Source organism: Halomonas gemina, from assembly GCF_023554995.1.
Classification (GTDB): domain Bacteria; phylum Pseudomonadota; class Gammaproteobacteria; order Pseudomonadales; family Halomonadaceae; genus Halomonas; species Halomonas gemina.
In genome coordinates, this window is record NZ_JAMJPK010000003.1 from 22,490 (window position 1) to 40,563 (window position 18,074).

19 protein-coding genes are annotated in these 18,074 nt (G+C 67.5%); 7 read left to right on the forward strand and 12 right to left on the reverse strand.

Going from position 1 to position 18,074, the window contains the following annotated elements; translation table 11 throughout:
• Positions 1-8: 8 nt before the first annotated feature.
• The 4 genes from trpD to M8009_RS06820 form a co-directional block, all read right to left on the reverse strand.
• A complete protein-coding gene (trpD, locus tag M8009_RS06805) occupies positions 9-1,028 on the reverse strand; it encodes an anthranilate phosphoribosyltransferase (protein WP_250060081.1) in 1,020 nt (339 codons plus the stop codon).
• A 30-nt stretch (positions 1,029-1,058) separates the two neighbouring features.
• The gene (locus M8009_RS06810; protein ID WP_250060082.1) at positions 1,059-1,643 is read right to left on the reverse strand and encodes an anthranilate synthase component II; all 585 of its coding nucleotides are present in this window, start codon (positions 1,641-1,643) and stop codon (positions 1,059-1,061) included.
• Between the two features lie 52 nt (positions 1,644-1,695).
• Complete coding sequence (gene trpE, locus M8009_RS06815; RefSeq protein WP_250060545.1) at positions 1,696-3,192, reverse strand: anthranilate synthase component I; 1,497 nt, start codon at positions 3,190-3,192, stop codon at positions 1,696-1,698.
• A 253-nt stretch (positions 3,193-3,445) separates the two neighbouring features.
• Complete coding sequence (locus M8009_RS06820; protein WP_250060083.1) at positions 3,446-4,111, reverse strand: phosphoglycolate phosphatase; 666 nt, start codon at positions 4,109-4,111, stop codon at positions 3,446-3,448.
• A gap of 105 nt (positions 4,112-4,216) precedes the next feature.
• Between M8009_RS06820 and M8009_RS06825 the strand changes: the two genes are divergently transcribed.
• Complete coding sequence (locus tag M8009_RS06825) at positions 4,217-5,515, forward strand: NAD(P)/FAD-dependent oxidoreductase (RefSeq protein WP_250060084.1); 1,299 nt, start codon at positions 4,217-4,219, stop codon at positions 5,513-5,515.
• Positions 5,516-5,541: 26 nt separating this feature from the next.
• Here M8009_RS06825 and M8009_RS06830 read toward each other — a convergent pair whose 3' ends face one another.
• The 3 genes from M8009_RS06830 to M8009_RS06840 form a co-directional block, all read right to left on the reverse strand.
• Positions 5,542-5,838, reverse strand: coding sequence for a GIY-YIG nuclease family protein (locus tag M8009_RS06830; RefSeq protein ID WP_250060085.1), 297 nt, complete (start codon positions 5,836-5,838; stop codon positions 5,542-5,544).
• Positions 5,839-5,847: 9 nt separating this feature from the next.
• Complete coding sequence (gene rpe / locus M8009_RS06835) at positions 5,848-6,546, reverse strand: ribulose-phosphate 3-epimerase (RefSeq protein WP_250060086.1); 699 nt, start codon at positions 6,544-6,546, stop codon at positions 5,848-5,850.
• Positions 6,547-6,648: 102 nt separating this feature from the next.
• The gene (locus tag M8009_RS06840; protein WP_250060087.1) at positions 6,649-7,074 is read right to left on the reverse strand and encodes a GNAT family N-acetyltransferase; all 426 of its coding nucleotides are present in this window, start codon (positions 7,072-7,074) and stop codon (positions 6,649-6,651) included.
• A gap of 122 nt (positions 7,075-7,196) precedes the next feature.
• Between M8009_RS06840 and M8009_RS06845 the strand changes: the two genes are divergently transcribed.
• Positions 7,197-7,787: a YajG family lipoprotein gene (locus M8009_RS06845; RefSeq protein ID WP_250060088.1), complete on the forward strand. Its 591-nt coding sequence runs from the start codon at positions 7,197-7,199 to the stop codon at positions 7,785-7,787.
• A gap of 1 nt (position 7,788) precedes the next feature.
• Here the strand turns inward: M8009_RS06845 and M8009_RS06850 are convergent, their stop codons facing one another.
• Both M8009_RS06850 and M8009_RS06855 read right to left on the reverse strand, forming a co-directional pair.
• Entirely contained in the window at positions 7,789-8,415 is a 627-nt protein-coding gene (locus M8009_RS06850; RefSeq protein ID WP_250060089.1) for a class I SAM-dependent methyltransferase, read from the reverse strand.
• A 22-nt stretch (positions 8,416-8,437) separates the two neighbouring features.
• A complete protein-coding gene (locus M8009_RS06855; protein WP_250060546.1) occupies positions 8,438-9,007 on the reverse strand; it encodes a TIGR04211 family SH3 domain-containing protein in 570 nt (189 codons plus the stop codon).
• A gap of 452 nt (positions 9,008-9,459) precedes the next feature.
• Here M8009_RS06855 and miaB point away from each other — a divergent pair, with 452 nt between their 5' ends.
• The 5 genes from miaB to lnt all read left to right on the forward strand — a co-directional run bounded on the left by miaB (position 9,460) and on the right by lnt (position 14,836).
• On the forward strand, positions 9,460-10,803 hold the full coding sequence (gene miaB / locus M8009_RS06860; protein WP_250060090.1) for a tRNA (N6-isopentenyl adenosine(37)-C2)-methylthiotransferase MiaB: 1,344 nt from the start codon (positions 9,460-9,462) through the stop codon (positions 10,801-10,803).
• Between the two features lie 73 nt (positions 10,804-10,876).
• Positions 10,877-11,974, forward strand: coding sequence for a PhoH family protein (locus M8009_RS06865; protein WP_250060091.1), 1,098 nt, complete (start codon positions 10,877-10,879; stop codon positions 11,972-11,974).
• Positions 11,971-12,474, forward strand: coding sequence for an rRNA maturation RNase YbeY (ybeY, locus tag M8009_RS06870; protein ID WP_250060092.1), 504 nt, complete (start codon positions 11,971-11,973; stop codon positions 12,472-12,474). Before M8009_RS06865 ends, ybeY begins: the two co-directional genes overlap by 4 nt.
• A complete protein-coding gene (locus M8009_RS06875; protein WP_250060093.1) occupies positions 12,471-13,340 on the forward strand; it encodes a CorC family transporter in 870 nt (289 codons plus the stop codon). Before ybeY ends, M8009_RS06875 begins: the two co-directional genes overlap by 4 nt.
• A gap of 26 nt (positions 13,341-13,366) precedes the next feature.
• Entirely contained in the window at positions 13,367-14,836 is a 1,470-nt protein-coding gene (gene lnt / locus M8009_RS06880) for an apolipoprotein N-acyltransferase (RefSeq protein ID WP_250060094.1), read from the forward strand.
• A gap of 174 nt (positions 14,837-15,010) precedes the next feature.
• Here lnt and phaC read toward each other — a convergent pair whose 3' ends face one another.
• From phaC to M8009_RS06895, 3 genes are all read right to left on the reverse strand, one after another.
• On the reverse strand, positions 15,011-16,834 hold the full coding sequence (gene phaC, locus M8009_RS06885; protein ID WP_250060095.1) for a class I poly(R)-hydroxyalkanoic acid synthase: 1,824 nt from the start codon (positions 16,832-16,834) through the stop codon (positions 15,011-15,013).
• A 179-nt stretch (positions 16,835-17,013) separates the two neighbouring features.
• Positions 17,014-17,457, reverse strand: a complete 444-nt coding sequence (locus M8009_RS06890; RefSeq protein WP_250060096.1) for a phasin family protein — start codon at positions 17,455-17,457, stop codon at positions 17,014-17,016.
• Between the two features lie 133 nt (positions 17,458-17,590).
• A complete protein-coding gene (locus M8009_RS06895) occupies positions 17,591-18,031 on the reverse strand; it encodes a hypothetical protein (RefSeq protein WP_250060547.1) in 441 nt (146 codons plus the stop codon).
• Between the last annotated feature and the right edge of the window lie 43 nt (positions 18,032-18,074).

An 18,074-nucleotide genomic window follows, 5' to 3' on the forward strand; every position in this document is an offset into this window, starting at 1 on the left:
GTCGGGCCTCACTGGGTGAACACGCGGGTGAAGTTGGCGAGTTCCCTGAGCTTCTCGAGGGGCAACTTCGAGGCCTGGGCGTCCTGGGCCATGGCCACGCCCTCCGCGAGGCTGTCGGCCACGCCCGAGGCATAGAGGGCCGCGCCGGCGTTGAGCGCGACGATATCCGCCGCCGGCCCCTCGCCCACCAGGGCCTGTTCGACCAGCCGCAGGCTGTCCTCGGCGGTCTTGACCCGCAGCGGGTCCAGGGATTGGCGCTCGATGCCGAAGTCCTCGGGAGCGATGGTGTACTCGCGGACCTCGCCCTCCTTCAGTTCGGCGACCAGCGTCGGCTGCGCCAGCGAGATCTCGTCGAGGCCGTCCTCGGCATGCACCACCAGCACGTGCTCGCTGCCCAGGCGGCGGAGCACCTCGGCCATCAGCGGCACCAGCTCGGGCGCATAGACCCCCAGTACCTGGTTGGGGGCACCGGCGGGATTGGTCAGCGGCCCCAGGATGTTGAACAGGGTGCGCACCCCCATCTCGCGACGCGGGCCCACGGCATAGCGCATCGCCGGGTGATGGTTGGGGGCGAACATGAAGCCCACCCCCACCTGCTCGATGCAGCGGCCCACCTGCTCGGCATCCAGGTCCAGGTTGATGCCGGCCACGGCGAAGAGGTCGGCACTGCCCGACGACGAGGAGACCCCGCGATTGCCGTGCTTGGCGACATGGGCCCCGCCCGCGGCGACCACGAAGCTCGCCGCCGTGGAGACGTTGAAGAGGTTGGCGCCATCGCCCCCGGTGCCCACGATGTCGACCACGTTGTCGGCCTGCAGCCGGACCGGGTTCATCAGTTCGCGCATCACCTGGGCCGCGGCACTGATCTCCTCGGCGGTCTCACCCTTCATGGCCATGCCCACCAGGAAGGCGGCGATCTGGGGATCGCTGGCCTCGCCGGTCATGATCTGGCGCATCACCTCATGGGTCTCGGCGAAGTTCAGGTTCTCACGGCGCATCACCGCACCGATGGCCTCTCGCATCTGCATGACGTTGCTCTCCTCTGGCATGGGCACGGCTCAGCGACGCTTCAGGAAGTTGGCCAGCAGCTCATGGCCCTGGCGGGTCAGGATCGACTCGGGATGGAACTGCACGCCCTCGACATCCAGCTCACGGTGGCGCAGCCCCATGATCAGCCCCGGGGTGACGTCGTCGTCGTCGCACCAGGCGGTGATCTCGAGACAGTCGGGCAGGCTCTCTCGCTCCACCACCAGCGAATGGTAGCGCGTCACCTCCAGCGGGTCCTCGAGTCCCAAGAAGACCCCCTGGCCGAGGTGGCGGATCCGCGAGGTCTTGCCATGCATCACCTGGGGGGCGCGGACCACCTTGCCGCCGTAGACCTGGCCGATGGCCTGGTGACCCAGGCAGATGCCCAGTACGGGGATCCGCCCCGCGAAGCGGCGTATCGCCGCCATGGAGATGCCGGCCTCGTCGGGGGTGCAGGGCCCCGGCGAGATCACCAGGTGGCTCGGGGCCAGGGCCTCGACCTCCTCCAGGGTAATGGCGTCGTTGCGGTGGGTCACCACCTCGGCGCCCAGCTCCCCCAGGTACTGCACCACGTTGAAGGTGAAGCTGTCGTAGTTATCGATCATCAGCACGGACATGGCAGGCTCTCCGGCACTCGCCCGGCCAGCGCCGGGCGACAGGATTCAGGGGTCACTCAAGATTGTCCAGGCCACGCTCGGCCATGGCCACGGCACGGAACAGGGCGCGGCCCTTGTTGAGCGTCTCCTGCCACTCCATCTCGGGGACCGAGTCGGCGACGATGCCCGCGCCGGCCTGGACGTGCAGCTGGCCATCCTTGATCACCGCCGTGCGGATGGCGATGGCGGTGTCCATATTGCCGTGCCAGGAGAGGTAGCCCACCGCGCCGGAGTAGACGCCGCGCTTGACCGGCTCCACCTCGTCGATGATCTCGAGTGCCCGGATCTTGGGCGCGCCGGACACCGTGCCCGCCGGGAAGGTGGCCCGCAGCACGTCCATCGCGGAAAGGCCCGGCTTCAGACGCCCGACGACGTTGGAGACGATGTGCATCACGTGGGAGTAGCGCTCGACCACCATCCGGTCGGTCACCCTCACCGAGCCGGTCTCGCTGATGCGGCCCACGTCGTTGCGCCCCAGGTCGATGAGCATCAGGTGCTCGGCGAGTTCCTTGGGGTCGGCCAGCAGGTCGGCCTCCAGGGCGCGGTCCTCCTCCTCGCTGTGGCCGCGCTTGCGGGTGCCGGCGATGGGTCGCACCGTGACCTCGCCCTCCTCCAGGCGGGTGAGGATCTCCGGCGATGAGCCCGCCACCTGATGATCGCCGAGGTTCAGGTAGAACATGTAGGGCGAGGGGTTGAGGCTGCGCAGGGCCCGGTAGAGGTCCAGCGGCGGCGCCTGGTAGGGGATCGACATGCGCTGGGACGGGACGCACTGCATGACGTCGCCGGCCAGCACGTACTCCTTGATCTTCTCCACGGCGGCCTTGAACCCCTCCTCGGTGAAGCCCGAGGTGAAGTGCCCCTCCTCCACCGCCGCGCGACCGGTGCCGGGGCTGATGGTGTTGAGGGTGGCACTGCGCAGGCGGATCTCCAGGCGCTCCAGCCGATCCAGGGCGCGGGCGTAGGCCTCCGGCTCGGCGGGGTCGGCATGCGTCCACAGCGTCAGGCGCCCGGAGAGGTTGTCGAACACCACCAGGTCGTTGCAGACCATCAGCAGGATGTCCGGCACGCCGATCGGGTCGGGCTTGGCTTGCACATCGGGGCCCCGCAGGCGCGGTTCGATGTAGCGGATGGTGTCGTAACCGAAGTAGCCCACCAGGCCACCGTCGAAGCGCGGCTGGTCATCGAGGCGCGGCACCTTGAAGCGGGCCTGGAACTGCTCGATCCAGGCCAGCGGGTCCTCCACCTCGCCAGCCCCCTGGAGCTCGTCATCGACGATATGGCTGACGGTGAAGCCACGCACCTCGAGACGCTCGCGGCAGGGCAGCCCGATGATCGAGTAGCGCCCCCACTTCTCGCCACCCTGCACGGACTCCAGCAGGAAGGTCCAGGGCTCGTCGGCCAGCTTGAGGTAGGTGGAGAGCGGCGTGTCGAGATCGGCCAGCACCTCGCGGGTGACCGGGATGCGGTTGTAGCCGGCGTCGGCCAGCTCACGGAAGCGTTCGGGAGTCATCATGCCCGGGTCCTCGGTGTGACGGGTTGGCGATGGCGGGCGCAGGGGCGCCACGGGTCAGGCTCGCGAGGCGAGCGTCACCATCGCCAGTCGCCGCGGACAGGCGAACGGGGCAGGGGTCGTACGGCGGCCATCTCGCCGCCGGCGGTCGAGAGGGGGTCCGGCTTCATGCGGCTGATCATCGAGGGGTTTCCGCGTCTTATAGCAATAACATATTGATTGGGCCGCGCTTATAGCATTAGCCGAACTCACGTTAAACGAGTTCCGCCAGCGATTCAACCACGCCATCCGGGGCGCTATCGCGCACCGGTTCCCCGTGGTTGTAGCCGTAGGGTACGGCCAGGGTCCGGAACCCCGCGGCGCGCCCGGCCTCGATGTCATGGCGCGAGTCACCGACCATCAGGCAGGCCGCGGGCGGGACGTCGAAGTGGGCCGCTACATGCTGCAGCGGGGCCGGGTCGGGCTTCTTCCGCGCCAGGCTGTCGCCCCCCAGGCAGAGGCCGAAGTGCGCCTGCAGGTTGAAGGCTGCAAGGATCGGCGCGATGAAGGCGCTGGGCTTGTTGGTCACCAGCGCCAGGGGCAGCCCCCGGTCGCGCAGGGCGTCCAGTGCTTCCCGCACCCCGGGGTAGAGCCGGGTATGGGCGCTCGGGTCGCGACCGTAGTGGTCGAGGAAGCCCTGGTGGGCCCGGGCCAGTAGCGCCGCATCGGGGTCCCGACCCAGGCCGTCCCGCAGGGAGCGCTCCATCAGCTTCAGCGACCCATTACCCACCCAGTCTCGCACTCGTGGCTCCCCGGCAGGCGGCATGCCGAGATCCGCGAGGGCGGCATCCACCGCCGCGGCCAGGTCGGGCACGGAGTCGACCAGGGTGCCGTCCAGGTCGAAGGTGACCAGGCGGATGTCGTTCAATATGGGGTGCATGATGCCTCTCGTGATGCGGTCGGGCGGATATTATGCCGGACAGGCCATGGGCAGGAAATCGGCACGGGCTTATGCTGGAACTGCATTCCTTACCGGAGTCATTCCATGAGTGTGCCAAGAATCGTCGTGGTCGGGGGTGGTGCAGGCGGCCTCGAACTGGTGACCCGGCTCGGGCGCAAGCTCGGCAAGCGCAAGCGCGCCGAGGTCGTGCTCGTCGACCGCAACGCCACCCATATCTGGAAGCCGCTGCTGCATGAGGTCGCCACCGGCGCACTGGACTCGGGGCTCGACGAGATCTCCTATCAGGGACACTCCAGCGCCCACGGCTACCGCTTCCAGCGCGGCACCCTGTGTGATATCGACCGCAGGGCCCGCACCCTGACCCTGGCTCCCGTCCTCGACGACGACGGCAGTGAGGTACTGCCCTCCCGCACGCTGGGATATGACCTTCTGGTGCTGGCGGTGGGCAGCGTCAGTAATGACTTCGGCACGCCGGGCGTCGGCGAGCACTGCCACTTCCTCGACAGCCCGCAGCAGGCCGAGGCCTTCCGCCGGGACATGCTCAATACCTTCCTGCGCCACAGCGACCCAGGCAGTGAGCGTCATGCCCGCATGGTCGTCGGCATCGTCGGCGCCGGCGCCACCGGGGTGGAACTCGCGGCGGAACTCCATGAAGCCTCGCGCATGCTGCACAGCTACGGTGTCACGGACCTGGACAGTGACCACCTCGAGGTCCACCTGATCGAGGCCGCTCCCCGGATCCTGCCGGCCCTGCCCGAGCGCATCAGCCAAGCGGTCCACCGCGAGCTCGAGGGCCTCGGCGTGCATGTTCATGCCGACACCCGCGTGACCCGCGTGGAAGCCTACGCGATTCATACCGCCGATGGCGAGCGTATCGACACGGACCTCGGCGTCTGGGCGGCGGGCATCAAGGCACCGTCCTTCCTTTCAGAGCTGGGACTGCCGACGGAGCGCAATCACCGCCTCAAGGTCCAGGCGACCCTGCAGAGCACGGAGGATCCCCATGTCTTCGCCCTGGGGGACTGTGCCAGCTGCCCGCAGGCGGATGACAGCACGGTACCGCCCCGCGCCCAGGCCGCCCACCAGCAGGTCGCGACGCTCTATCGCAACCTGCGCGCCCAGCTGGACGGCAAGCCACTCAAGCCCTTCGTCTATCGGGACCGCGGGTCACTGATCTCGCTGGCTCACTTTGATGCCATCGGCAGCCTGATGCGCGGCGCCTCCGCACGCAGCCTGTTCATCGAGGGACACCTGGCGAAGTTCTTCTACGCCTCGCTCTACCGCATGCACCAGCGTGCCATCCACGGCACGCTCAAGACGGGCCTCATCGTGGTGGTGGATGGCATCAATCGCTTCCTCAAGCCGCGCATGAAGCTTCACTGATACAGGGGCTGCATCCGGATAGACCCTCAGGTCATCGGGACCATACCCGTCACCGCCTTGCGCTCTGCCAGCCAGGTGCGCTTGGCCGCCGCCGTCAGCCGCTTCAGGCGCGCCTCAAGGCGCAAGGCCTCGCTGCGACTGCCGACGGGTTCCTGGTGGCAAAGCACCAGCGGTCCCTTGCCGCGCAGCGCCTTGGCCCCCCGGCCTGCGCGGTGCTCGGCCAGGCGTCGGGTGACGTCGGTGGTGATCCCGGTATAGAGGGCACCACCGGCCGTCTCGACCAGGTAGAGGTACCACAGGGGAGCGGGAACCGCTTCCGCCACGGCCGCGGCCTACGCCCTGGCCAGCTGGTCGCGGAACTCGCGGATCACGCTGTCGTAGCGGTGGGGGTCGGCTTCGTTGCGCGCCTTGAAGACCGCCGAGCCGGCCACGAAGGTATCGGCCCCGGCCCGGGCGATCTCGGCAATATTGTCGACCTTCACTCCGCCGTCGACCTCCAGGCGGACCGTGCGCCCCGAGGCATCGATGCGCCGGCGCGCCTCGCGCAGCTTGTCCAGGGTCCCGGGAATGAACGACTGGCCCCCGAAGCCGGGATTGACGCTCATCAGCAGGATCATGTCGACCTTGTCCATGACGTGGTCGAGGAAGGAGAGCGGCGTGGCCGGGTTGAACACCAGGCCCGACCGGCAACCCGCATCGCGGATCAGCTGCAGGGAGCGGTCGATATGGTCGGAGGCCTCCGGATGAAAGGTGATGTAGCTGGCCCCGGCGTCGATGAAGTCGCCGATCAGCCGATCCACCGGCTTGACCATCAGGTGGGCATCGATGGGTGCGGTCACCCCGTGCTTGCGCAGTGCCTCGCAGACCATGGGCCCGATCGTGAGGTTCGGTACGTAGTGGTTGTCCATCACGTCGAAATGGACGATATCGGCGCCGGAGGCCAGCACATCGTCCACCTCCGCGCCCAGCCGGGCGAAGTCGGCCGAGAGGATGGAGGGCGCAATGAGGAAGTCGCGGGTCGTGTCGGTCATGGGGTCGTCCGTCATGGAATGTGCAGGCGATCCCGGCCATTCTACCAGAGCCACTCGAGAGTCAGGACCTCGCCAGCCGCCTCGGCGGGGTTCGCCGCGCCCTCAGCGAGACCAGGCCATGAGCGACTCCTGCTCCCCGGTCTCCGGGTCCTCACGCTCATCGACGATGCTGAAACCCAGCCGCCGGTAGAAGGAGACGGCGCGCACGTTGCGGCAATAGACCCACAGGGTGATGCAGTGGTGGCCCTCCATGGCGTGGGCCATCAGGCCGGACCCATGCCCGAAGCTCTGCACCTCGGGGTCCACGAACAGCGCCTCGAGGTGGTCACCGCGCATGGCGCTGAAGCCGATCACGCGGCGGCCGGCCTCCAGCACCTGCACCTCACAGGCGGGCAGGCGGCGAAGCGCCATGTCATCGGCGCGTGCCTTCCAGCAGGCCTCGGGGATGAAGGGGTGGGCCTGCCGGGAGGCACGCAGCCAGATGTCGACAAGCTGCGGGAACTCCTCCCGGGTGGCGGGTCGGATCATGTCGCGGCTCCTGTGGCTATACCTGCAGTGTAACCCCTCACACGCGAGGGGTCGCACCACCGGTTTCGGCCACCCGGACCGGGGGATATACTCGGGGCCCTGCCATCATCGGGAGACCACCCATGCAGCGTCGTCACGTCCTGGGAGCCTGTGCCCTGCTCCTTGCCACCGGCTGGCTGGCCGGCTGTGCCAGCCCCCACTACCTGCAGCTCGACCCCCAGCGCACGTCCCCGGTGCCACAGAGCGGCAGCGGCCAGGCGGTCACCGTGACGGCCGTGGACGGTCGCGACAGCGAGGTGATCGGGACCCGCACCGGCAGCGCCATGTCCACCGCCGTGATCACCGTCAACGCCCACGAACTGGTGCCGCGGCTGCAGGCGGAGGCGGAACGTGCTGTCAGGGAAATGGGCTTCACCCCGACCACCGAGCGCACCGAGGGACGCCCGAGCCTGACGCTGACCCTGGACCACCTGGGCTACGAGCGTGGCGAGAGCCGGCCGGTCATCGACGAGGCACGCCTCGAGGCGGTGCTGGTCGCCGAGGCAGTCAACGCCGGCAACACCTACACCGGCACCTACACCTCGCGCCGCACCCAGAGCTATGCGGTGCGTCCCGGCAAGGAGGCCAACACGCGCATGGTCAACGAGCTGCTCTCCGATGGCCTCGACCGTGCCTTCCGCGACCCCGAGCTGGGTCGGCTGCTGGCCCGCTGAATCAGGCCAGCGGGCCGCGCCGCTCCAGCGCCCAGGCAGTCTCGCGAAAGCCGTTGGGCTCCGGCTCGCCGTCTTCCAGGTGGGTGACGCGGAAGTTGGGCTCGAACAGCTCGCGCACCTCCTCGACGGGAACACTGAACGGCGGCCCGCCCGGGTCGCGGGTCAGGCTGATCAGCAGCCCTCGGGCACCGGGAGGAATCAGCTGGGCCAGGTGGAAGGCGTAACGCTGGCGGGTGGCTTCCGGCAGGGCGATCAGGGCGGCGCGGTCGTAGAAGGCCCCGATCTCCGCCGCCTGCTGGATATGGAAGTGGAAGAAGTCGCCGCACCACAGCTCCACGCTGCCCTGGCGACAGATGTCGAAACCCGCCTGGCGATAGCGGGTCACCTCCCCCACGCCCTCGGCGATGAACGCCTCGATGGCCTGCCCAGCCAGCTCGATGCCCAGCACCGGGTGGTCATGGCGCGCCAGCCAGCGCATGTCCAGGCTCTTGCCGCACAGCGGCACCAGCACCTTGGTGCCGGCCCGCACGCCCAGGTCGGGCCAGTGGCGGACCAGCACCGGATGGGGCCGGTCACGGTGGAAACCGATGCGCCCCTCGCGCCAGCGCTCCAGCCAGTCGTTGGTCATCACTCCCCCTGCCGAGCTGGCATCAGAACCAGCGATCGCGCTTGCGGCGACGACGCGGCAGGTGGGGCACGATCAGCCCGACCAGCAGCCCCCCCCCGGCGACTCCGCCACCGTACATGAAGTAGCGTATCAGCAGGTCTTCTTCCTGCGTGTCCAGGCGGGCCTGGAGCTCGCGGATGGTGGCGCGCGACTGCTCGGTCTCCCCCTCGAGCGCCGCGTTGCGTGCCTCGAGTTCGGCGATGCGCCGCTCGCGGACCTCGAGGGTCTCGGTCATCGACGCGGTACGGCTCTCCCAGGTGTCGTTGATACCGGAAAGCTCCTCGGTCAACTCCGCCACCCGGTCTTCCAGCGCCGGCAGTCGCTGCTGGGCGCTGGGTTCCTCCTGGAGCTCGCGGCTGAGAACCCAGACGTCGTCGCCGTCGGCGTCCTCCACCCGGCTGTAGTCGCCGCTGGTCTCCAGTACCGTCACCGGCTCGCCGGCGCTCAGGGTGCCGATGATGCGGTAGCCGTCGGTCGGGCCGCTGCGCACATAGGTGGTGAGTTCGTCCGACACCCAGGCAGTGCCGTCGTCCGCCTCCTGGGCATGCACCATGGGGGGGAGCGTCGCGAGCGCAACGCCCAGTGTCAGAATCTTGAGTCTGTGTATCGTCATGCCGTTGTCCTGGCTGTCCAAGGCTCGCGCATCGCGGCGGTGTCGCAAGGGGGCAACACGCGAGCCCCCTGCCGACCACGGCGGCGATGCTGATGTTCATGGTGTCGGGTTACCCACAGCGGCTGTGGACAACCATCGGGAAAACCGCTGGAAAGCCACCGGCAGCCGGCATGCCGACCGCCCCTTGCCGCTGCCGGTCACTTTCTGACCAGGGCACGCATCCGCGCCCGTCCCTCGAAGGCGCACAGGGTACCACAGTCGCGCCGGCCGGCTGCTGGCCCCGATGGCGGCCGCCGCGTATAATGAGGGGTCTTGTCCCGGGTGGCCATTCGGCCGCCTGCCAACGTCCAACCACCGGTGCACCGTCGCGCCAGATGCCGCGACCTATCCTTATGGCGAAGAAACTCTTCATCAAGACGCACGGCTGCCAGATGAACGAGTACGACTCCGCGCGCATGGCGGATCTGCTCGGCGAATCCCACCAGCTCGAGCTCACCGACGACGAGCGCGATGCCGACGTCATCCTGCTCAACACCTGCTCCATCCGCGAGAAGGCCCAGGAGAAGGTGTTCCACCAGCTGGGGCGCTGGAAGAAGCTCAAGGAGGCCAACCCCGACCTGGTGATCGGCGTGGGGGGCTGCGTGGCCAGCCAGGAGGGCGAGGCGCTGCGCAAGCGCGCGCCCCATGTCGACATGGTGTTCGGTCCCCAGACCCTGCACCGGGTGCCCTCCATGCTCGACTCGCGACGCAACGACCAGATCTCGGTGGTCGACGTCACCTTTCCCGAGATCGAGAAGTTCGACCACCTGCCCAAGCCGAGCTCCGACGGCGCCACCGCCTTCGTCTCGGTGATGGAAGGCTGCTCCAAGTACTGCACCTTCTGCGTGGTGCCCTATACCCGCGGCGAGGAGGTCTCGCGCCCCTTCGAGGCGGTGATGGAGGAAGTGATCCACCTGGCCGACCAGGGCGTGCGCGAGATCAACCTGCTGGGCCAGAACGTCAACGCCTACCGCGGCGAGAACCAGCTGGGCGACGAGATCGACCTGGCCGAGCTGATCAGCTGCGTGGCAGCGGTGGAGGGCATCGACCGGATCCGCTTCACCACCTCCCACCCGGTGGAGTTCTCCGACAGCCTGATCGAGGCCTACGGGGAGATCCCCGAGCTGGTCAGCCACCTGCACCTTCCGGTGCAAGCCGGCTCGGATCGGGTGCTCGCGGCCATGAAGCGCGGCCACACCGTCGAGGAGTACGTCGAGAAGATGGAGCGCATCCGCGCGCTGCGCCCGGACATCAGCTTCTCCTCGGACTTCATCATCGGCTTTCCCGGCGAGACCGAGGCGGACTTCGAGGCCACCATGGACCTGATCCACCGCATCGGCTTCGACCACTCCTTCAGCTTCGTCTACTCGGCACGCCCGGGGACCCCGGCGGCCAGCCTCGAGGATGACACGCCGGAAGGCGTCAAGAAGCAGCGCCTGGCCATCCTCCAGGAGCGCATCAACCAGCAGGCGATGCAGATCAGCCGGCGCATGGTAGGCACCACCCAGCGCATCCTGGTCACCGGCTTCTCGCCGAAGGACCCGGGCCAGCTCTCCGGGCGTACCGAGAACAACCGCGTGGTCAACTTCCGTGCCGCCAACCCCTTCGAGCTGATCGGCTACTTCGTCGACGTGGAGATCAGCGAGGCGCTGCCCAACTCGCTGCGTGGCGAGCTGGCCTCCCCTGCACGCTTCTGAGGGCCATGATTGCCCCGGCCAGCGCCGGGGCAGTAAGCTGACCCCACACTCACCCTGCACGGATCCCCCTCTCTTGAGCCAGCCATCTTCTCCGGCCAACCGCATCGTCACCCTGAACCTCGAGCCCAACGACCCGCGTCGCCTGGCCAATCTCTGCGGCCAGCGTGACGAGCACCTCAAGCTGGTCGAATCGCGGCTCGGCATCACGCTACGCAACCGCGGCAACATCTTCCAGCTCGCCGGGCCGACCCCTCGCGTCAAGGCGGCCGCCAACGTGCTCGAACACCTCTACCGCGAGACCGAGGCCAGCGACCTGGAGCCGGACACCGTTCACCTCTTCCTGCAGGAATCGGGCCTGGAGGCGCTGGACGAGGAGGAAGGCATCGAGCCGGACGACGAGGTGCTGCTGCGCACCCCGCGCACGCTGATCAAGCCCCGCGGCCTCAACCAGCAGGGCTATGTGCAGAGCATCCGCGCCCACGACATCAACTTCGGCATCGGCCCGGCGGGTACCGGCAAGACCTACCTGGCCGTGGCGGCGGCGGTAGAGGCGCTCAACCAGCAGGAAGTGCGCCGCATCCTGCTGGTGCGCCCGGCCGTGGAGGCCGGCGAGAAGCTGGGCTTTTTGCCCGGCGACCTGGCCCAGAAGATCGACCCCTACCTGCGCCCGCTCTACGACGCCCTCTACGAGATGATCGGCTTCGAGCAGGTGGCCAAGCTGATCGAGCGCCAGGTGATCGAGATCGCCCCGCTGGCCTACATGCGCGGCCGCACCCTCAACAACGCCTTCATCATCCTCGACGAGAGCCAGAACACCACCCGCGAACAGATGAAGATGTTCCTGACCCGCATCGGCTTCGGCTCCACCGCGGTGATCACCGGCGACGTCACCCAGGTCGACCTGCCCCGCGGCCAGACCTCGGGGCTGATCCAGGTGCTCGAGGTGCTGAAGGGCACCCCCGGCATCGGCGTGACCCACTTCGCCGCCAAGGACGTGGTCCGCCACCCGCTGGTGCAGCGCATTATCGAGGCCTATGACCACTTCGAAGCCGAGCAGGAGGCCTCCGAGCGCGCCCAGCGCGAGGAGCGCGAGACCCTGCGCCAGGAACGCCTGGAGCGCGTCCGGCAGGACAAGCAGCGCCACGACGACCCTGGACCTGTCGACCCATGAGCCCCCTTCTCGTCGACCGTCAGGTCGCCGTCGAGGCCGACGGCCTGCCGTCAAAGGCCCGGCTCGAGGCCTGGGTGGCCGCGGTGCTGGCGCGCCATGCCGATGAGCCACGCCACGAGCTCACCATCCGCTTCGTCGACGATGCCGAGAGCCAGGCCCTCAACCGCGACTACCGCGGCAGGGACCGACCCACCAACGTGCTCTCCTTCCCCTTCGAGAGCCCGCCCGGGGTCGAGCTGCCGCTGCTCGGTGACCTGGTGGTCTGCCACCCGGTGGTGGCCCGCGAGGCCGCGGAGCAGGACAAGTCGCTGCGTGCTCACTACGCTCACATGGTGGTCCATGGCACCCTGCACCTGCTGGGCCATGACCACCAGGAGGACACCGAGGCCGAGGCCATGGAGGCCCTCGAGCGTGAGATACTTTCGTCGCTGGGGGTCGCCGATCCCTATGCGCCGTCGAATCGCGATTCCGATACCGAGGACGAGAGAGCCGACGCATGAGCGAAGACCGATCGATCAGCCAGGGCAGCAAGTCCTGGCTCGACAAGCTGTTCAGCGCCCTGTCCAGTGATAGCGATGAACCCAGCTCCCGCGGCGAACTTCTGGAGTTCCTGCGCCAGGCAGGTTCCCGCCTCAAGCTCGACCAGGACGCCATGATGATCATCGAGGGCGCCCTGAACATCAGCGACCAGCAGGTGCGCGAGGTCCTCATCCCGCGCTCCCAGATCACCGCCATCGCCCTCGACCAGCCCCTCGAGGAGTACCTGCCGGTGATACTCGAGACCGGCCACTCCCGCTATCCGGTGATCGGCGAGAACCTCGACGAGGTCAAGGGCATCCTGCTGGCCAAGGACCTGCTCCCGCTGCTGCGTAGCGGCCAGGGGAACGGCCTGCCCTTCCAGCTCGACGAGATACTGCGACCGGCGATGTTCGTCCCCGAATCCAAGCGCCTCAACAGCCTGCTCAAGGAGTTCCAGGACACCCACAACCATATGGCCGTGGTGGTGGACGAGTATGGCGGTACGGCGGGCATCGTCACCATCGAGGATATCCTCGAGGAGATCGTCGGCGAGATCGAGGACGAACACGACATCGACGAGGAGATCGATATCCGCGAGCTGGGGGACGAGCGCTATGCGATTCGCGCCCTGACCACCATCGAGGACTTCAACGACCGCTTCGGCACCCGCTTCTCCGACGACGAATTCGATACCCTCGGTGGCCTGGTGATGCAGCGTTTCGGCCACCTGCCGGGACGCGGCGAGCATACCGAGATCGGTGGCTGGCGCTTCACGGTACTCAACGCCGACAACCGCCGAATCCGCCTGCTCGAGGCCGAGCCCTGCGAGGAGAGCGCCGAAGAGTGACGCGCCCCATGACCACGGATGGAACCATGGCTGACGCCCGACTGACCCCGGCGCTGGGCTGCCTGGCGGCCCTGATCGCCGGCGGCCTCACCACCCTCAGTGCCGCCCCCTTCTCGCTCTGGTGGCTGGGCCCGGTCGCCGCCGGCCTCGTCTACCTGGGCCTGCCTGCGCTGACACCCGCGCAGGCGGCGCTTCGCGGCTTGTGCTACGGCCTGGGGCTGTTCGGCTCCGGGGCCTCATGGGTCTACGTCTCTATCCATGACTACGGTTACACCGGCGTACCCCTGGCGCTCATCCTCACGGCGCTGTTCGTCGCCGGCCTGTCGCTGTTCTTTGCCGTCACGCTCTGGCTCTACCGGCGGCTGTGCGGGCCGCGCCTCGCGGCGTTGAGCTTTGCGGGCGCCTGGGTGCTGGGCGAGTGGCTACGCACCTGGCTGTTCACTGGCTTCCCCTGGCTGCTGCTGGGCAGCGCCCAGGTCGATTCTCCTCTGGCCCCCTGGGCCCCGGTGGGCGGCGTCTACCTGCTGTCGTTGATCACCGCCCTCACCGGAAGCCTCGGCGTCGAATTCCTGCGCCGCCGCTGGTGGGCCGCCGCGCCGCTCGCCGTGCTGTGGCTGGCGCCACTAGCCCTGCCCGCCCAGTGGACCTCCCCCGCCGGCGATCCGGTGCGCGTCGCCCTGCTGCAGGGCAACCTCCCCCAGCTGATCAAGTGGACCCCCGAGGGGCAGCGGCGGGCCGTCGACACCTACCTCTCGATGACCCGCGGACTGGAGGCAGACGTCGACCTGGTGATCTGGCCCGAGGCCGCCCTGCCCATGTTCGAGGACCAGGCCGAGCCGATGCTCGACCGCGCCCGGACCGGCCTGCCGACGGGCACCGACCTGCTGACCGGTATCCTGCAGCGTGATGATGACGGCCGCTACTACAACAGCGTCGTCGGCCGGGGCGACGTGGAGGGCGAGTACCGCAAGGCCCACCTGGTGCCCTTCGGCGAGTACCTTCCACTGGAGAGCCTGCTGCGCGGGGCCATCGCGTTCTTCGACCTGCCGGCGCCGACCATGGCTCCGGGACCGGCCGACCAGGCGCCGATCCGCGTCGGCGAGCTGACCATCGGCAATGCCATCTGCTACGAGATCATCTATGCCGACCTGGTGGCCTCGCGAGCCCGCGATGCCGGGATCCTGCTCACGGTCTCCAACGACACCTGGTTCGGCGCCTCCATCGGCCCGCTGCAGCACCTGCAGATGGCCCGCCTGCGGGCCCTGGAGAACGGCCGCGCGGTGGTACGCGCCACCAGCAACGGCGTCACCGCCCTCATCGACCCCCAGGGCCGAATCACCTCCCGGGCACCGCAGTTCGAGACCACGGTGCTCACTGGTGAGGTCACGCCCATGGAGGGCCTCACCCCCTTCACCCGCACCGGCAGCTGGCCGGCCTGGCTGCTGGCCGCCCTGCTGGTGCTGCCGGGACTCCAGCTGCGGCGCGAGCTGAGCTAAAAGTGGCCAAGCGGCCAAGCGGCCAAGCGGCCAAGCGGCCAAGCGGCCAAGCGGCCAAGCGGCCAAGCGGCCAAGCGGCCAAGCGGCCATCAGTATGTGCTGCTCCCGAAAAAAGCAAACCCCGAGGTCATGGCCTCGGGGTTTGCTTGTAGCTCGGCGCTTATAGCTCGGCGCTTACTTCTCGCCCAGCACCTCGGGAATGGTCATGCGCACATAGCGCCCCGGGGCCGGCTCGAGGATATCGAGCTCGCCATCACCGGGCTGACGTGCCGGCACCAGTTTCTCGGTGTCCACATAGCCGTTCTCGGTGATCCACGCCTGCCAGTGGGGCCACCAGGAGCCTTCATGCTGCTCCGCGCCCTCGAGCCACTCCTCGGCGGTCTCCGGCAGCGCGTCGTTGGTCCAGTAGCCGTACTTGTTCTTGCTCGGCGGATTGACGATCCCGGCGATATGGCCGGAGCCGCCCAGCACGAACTTGACCGGCCCCTTGGGCAAGAGGGCGCCGTAGTAGGTGCTGTTCCACTTGGCGATATGGTCCTCCCGGGTGGAGATGAAGTAGCTCGGCGTGGAGATCTTGCGCAGGTCGATCTTGACCCCGTCGAGCTCGAGGCCACCCGGCTGGACCAGGCGGTTCTCCATGTACATGTGGCGCAAGTACCAGGCGTGGGTACCGGCCGGCAGGTTGGTGCCGTCGGTATTCCAGTAGAGCAGGTCGAAGGGGGCCGGCGCATCGCCCTTCAGGTAGTTGTTGATATAGAAGGACCAGAAGAGGTCGTTCTCGCGCAACAGGTTGAAGGAGTAGGCCATGACCCGGCCGTCGAGGTAGCCGTCGCGCTCCAGCTTGGCCTCGATGCCCTCAAGCACCGGCTCGGAGAGGAAGACACCGATCTCGCCCGGGTCGCGGAAGTCCTGCAGGGTGGCCATGTAGGTCACCGACTTGACCTTGCGGCCACGCCGGGTGCTGGTCAGGTAGGCGACGGTCGAGGCGGCCAGGGTCCCGCCGATGCAGTAACTCACCAGGTTGACCGACTTCTCGCCGGTGGCCTGCTCGATGGCCCCCATGGCGGCGATGGGCCCCATCTGCATGTAATCGGCCCAGGTCAGGTCACGCTGGTCGGGGCCGGGGTTGCGCCAGGAGATCAGGAAGACGGTGTGGCCCTGCTCCACCAGCCAGCGCACCAGGGAGTTGTCCTGGCGAAGGTCGAGGATGTAGTACTTGTTGATCCAGGGCGGCACCACCAGCAGCGGGGTCTTGTAGACCTGCTCGGAGGTCGGCGTGTACTGGATCAGCTGGATCAGCTCGTTCTCGTAGACCACCGCCCCCGGGGTGACGGCGATGTTCTCGCCGATCGCGAAGGCGTTGCGGTCGGTCATGGTGACATTGAGGCCCTCGGCAGAGTTGGCCAGGTCCTCGCGCAGGCGCGCCAGCCCCTCGACCAGGTTCTGCCCGCGCGTCTCCATGGTCTTGCGCATCACCTCGGGGTTGGTGGTGACGAAATTGGTTGGCGCCATGGCATTGACCAGCTGGCGCGCATAGAAACCGAGGTTGCGCTTCTGGTCCTCCGAGAGGCCATCCAGGCGCTCGATCAGCTCTTCCACCATGCGCGAGAACAGCAGGTACTGCTGCATGATCGCCAGGTAATAGGGATCATCGCGCCAGGCATCGTCCCGAAATCGGCGGTCGCCCTTGTCCGGGGTGATCAGCGGCTCGACCTCCTCGCCGGCGAGGCTACGCAGCGACTGCTGCCACAGCTGGAACTGGTCCTGGAGCAGCCGAGACTGGGTCTGCCACAGCAGGGGCGGGTTCTGCATCAGCGACTGGGCACCGGCCTGGAAGCTCTGGCGCATGTCTTCATGGACCGATTCCGCGGCATCGCTGGGCACCATGCGCGCCAGCAGATCCTGCATCAAGGCCTTGTATTCCTCGCCGATCGCGGCGAGCTGGGCGTTCCACGCCTCGAGCTCGACCTGTGTCGGTGCTTGCACCCCTGACTGCATTGACCCCTCCTGTTATTCATGAAGGCCGGTGTTGCTGACGGCCGGACACTGGCACCGGCCTTAGGCCATATACGTCTATTGCCGCACCACCTTGCGCAAGGCAAGGCTTAGCCAACAACGGCACTGTCCGGCCCCCGTGACCCGGGCACCGGACAGGACGCAACTAGCTTACCGTGATATCAGCGCTTGCGCGACGTGGACTGGCTGGTCGCCTTGGCGGGCTCATCCGATTTCGGGGCCTCGCCCTTGGCAGCCTGGCCGGCCTTCTCGGCCTGTTCGGCGAGCTGCTTGCCCGATTCGGCATAGAGCTTCTCGAGCTCGGCCTTGAACTCCAGACTCATCTCGCTCATCGCCTTGGCATCCTCGAGCATCTGCTTGGAGAGCTCGTTCATCATCTCGGCCTGGCGAGTGCCGAAGTCGCGCATGCTCTCGGCATCGCTGACCTCGCTGGCGTCCCGCATGCGCTCGGTGCCCATCTGGCTGTAGCGCTTCATGGACTCCATCTGATACTGGGTCATCTTCTCCATGTTGTTCAGCATCAGCGAGTTGAGCTTGCGCATCGGTTCAAAGAACTGACGGGTCTGCTCGTTGAATGCGTTGATCATCTTGTCTTGGTCTTGCATGTCGAATTCCTCCTCGAGGATCGGTAACGAACGATTTGCTGCACTGCACAAAGCCTAGTCTGACAGCTACTCTGTTGCAACCGTATTAACGGCGCCCCCGCGAAGGTCAAACGCGCCCCGCGCATGCCTGCCGTCAACTCTCGCGCTTGCTGCGGGAGCGGGCACTGGCCGTGGACTTGCGGGAGGCGCTGCCGGCACTGGACTTCCCGGTAGAGCCGCCGGCACTCTTTCCCGAACTCCCGGAATCCCCGGCGTCCGTCTTCTGGTCTCCGCTCGCTGCCCCGCTGCCGCTTCCCGCGGAACTGGCGGCCTTGGTCAGCATGTCGAGCATCATCTGCTGGTAGTTGCCGAAGCTGGACAGCCCCTGGGAGAGGCCCTGGGAGAGGTTCTGGGACAAGCCGGGCTGCTGCAGGAAGGGCTGCATCAGACTCATCGGGTCGTACCCTTCGGTTCCCGACTCCATCTGCTTGTAGATACGGTTCAACAGGTCCTTCTGGAAGGCCTCCACGTCGGGCAGGCCCAGCGCCTGGCGAAACTCCTCGGGGGTCAGGTCGAACTCGACGTTGATCTTCATGGCGTCACTCTTGTGGATGGTCACATCCAGTGTAGCAGCCATG

What these genes read in the sequence shown, in the direction of transcription:
- trpD (WP_250060081.1), bottom strand. Translation starts at nt 1,028, where the DNA reads ATGCAGATGCGAGAGGCCATCGGTGCGGTGATGCGCCGTGAGAACCTG.
- M8009_RS06810 (WP_250060082.1), bottom strand. Translation starts at nt 1,643, where the DNA reads ATGTCCGTGCTGATGATCGATAACTACGACAGCTTCACCTTCAACGTG.
- trpE (WP_250060545.1), bottom strand. Translation starts at nt 3,192, where the DNA reads ATGACTCCCGAACGCTTCCGTGAGCTGGCCGACGCCGGCTACAACCGC.
- M8009_RS06820 (WP_250060083.1), bottom strand. Translation starts at nt 4,111, where the DNA reads ATGCACCCCATATTGAACGACATCCGCCTGGTCACCTTCGACCTGGAC.
- M8009_RS06825 (WP_250060084.1), top strand. Translation starts at nt 4,217, where the DNA reads ATGAGTGTGCCAAGAATCGTCGTGGTCGGGGGTGGTGCAGGCGGCCTC.
- rpe (WP_250060086.1), bottom strand. Translation starts at nt 6,546, where the DNA reads ATGACCGACACGACCCGCGACTTCCTCATTGCGCCCTCCATCCTCTCG.
- M8009_RS06840 (WP_250060087.1), bottom strand. Translation starts at nt 7,074, where the DNA reads ATGATCCGACCCGCCACCCGGGAGGAGTTCCCGCAGCTTGTCGACATC.
- M8009_RS06845 (WP_250060088.1), top strand. Translation starts at nt 7,197, where the DNA reads ATGCAGCGTCGTCACGTCCTGGGAGCCTGTGCCCTGCTCCTTGCCACC.
- M8009_RS06850 (WP_250060089.1), bottom strand. Translation starts at nt 8,415, where the DNA reads ATGACCAACGACTGGCTGGAGCGCTGGCGCGAGGGGCGCATCGGTTTC.
- M8009_RS06855 (WP_250060546.1), bottom strand. Translation starts at nt 9,007, where the DNA reads ATGGTGCATGCCCAGGAGGCGGACGACGGCACTGCCTGGGTGTCGGAC.
- miaB (WP_250060090.1), top strand. Translation starts at nt 9,460, where the DNA reads ATGGCGAAGAAACTCTTCATCAAGACGCACGGCTGCCAGATGAACGAG.
- ybeY (WP_250060092.1), top strand. Translation starts at nt 11,971, where the DNA reads ATGAGCCCCCTTCTCGTCGACCGTCAGGTCGCCGTCGAGGCCGACGGC.
- M8009_RS06875 (WP_250060093.1), top strand. Translation starts at nt 12,471, where the DNA reads ATGAGCGAAGACCGATCGATCAGCCAGGGCAGCAAGTCCTGGCTCGAC.
- lnt (WP_250060094.1), top strand. Translation starts at nt 13,367, where the DNA reads ATGGCTGACGCCCGACTGACCCCGGCGCTGGGCTGCCTGGCGGCCCTG.
- phaC (WP_250060095.1), bottom strand. Translation starts at nt 16,834, where the DNA reads ATGCAGTCAGGGGTGCAAGCACCGACACAGGTCGAGCTCGAGGCGTGG.
- M8009_RS06890 (WP_250060096.1), bottom strand. Translation starts at nt 17,457, where the DNA reads ATGCAAGACCAAGACAAGATGATCAACGCATTCAACGAGCAGACCCGT.
- M8009_RS06895 (WP_250060547.1), bottom strand. Translation starts at nt 18,031, where the DNA reads ATGAAGATCAACGTCGAGTTCGACCTGACCCCCGAGGAGTTTCGCCAG.